The organism is Streptomyces sp. NRRL S-1022 (genome assembly GCF_000720135.1).
GTDB lineage: Bacteria > Actinomycetota > Actinomycetes > Streptomycetales > Streptomycetaceae > Streptomyces.
Window position 1 is genome coordinate 1 of the sequence record NZ_JOIU01000152.1, and the last position, 361, is coordinate 361.

The 361-nt window shown below is 72.0% G+C and carries 1 protein-coding gene; it reads left to right on the forward strand.

Translation table 11 applies throughout. The features are described from left to right. The coding region (locus tag IG05_RS43260) for a beta-ketoacyl synthase N-terminal-like domain-containing protein (RefSeq protein ID WP_037815983.1) at positions 1-361 on the forward strand (361 nt) is incomplete at both ends.

Consider the following 361-nt stretch of genomic DNA (forward strand, 5'->3'; position numbering starts at 1 on the left):
GGCCGGTGGTGTGACGGTGATGGCGACGCCGGCGGGGTTTGTCGAGTTCTCGCGGCAGCGGGGGCTTGCGGTCGATGGCCGGGTGAAGGCGTTCGCCGACGCGGCCGATGGTACGGCGTGGGGTGAGGGCGCCGGCTTGGTATTGCTGGAACGTTTCTCCGACGCCCGTCGCAACGGTCACCGGGTGCTGGCGGTGGTGCGGGGTTCGGCGGTGAACCAGGACGGGGCGTCCAATGGGCTGACCGCGCCCAACGGCCCCTCCCAGGAGCGGGTGATCCGGCAGGCGTTGGCGAATGCCGGGCTGGAGCCGTCCGAGGTGGACGCGGTGGAGGCGCACGGTACGGGGACGACGCTCGGCGAT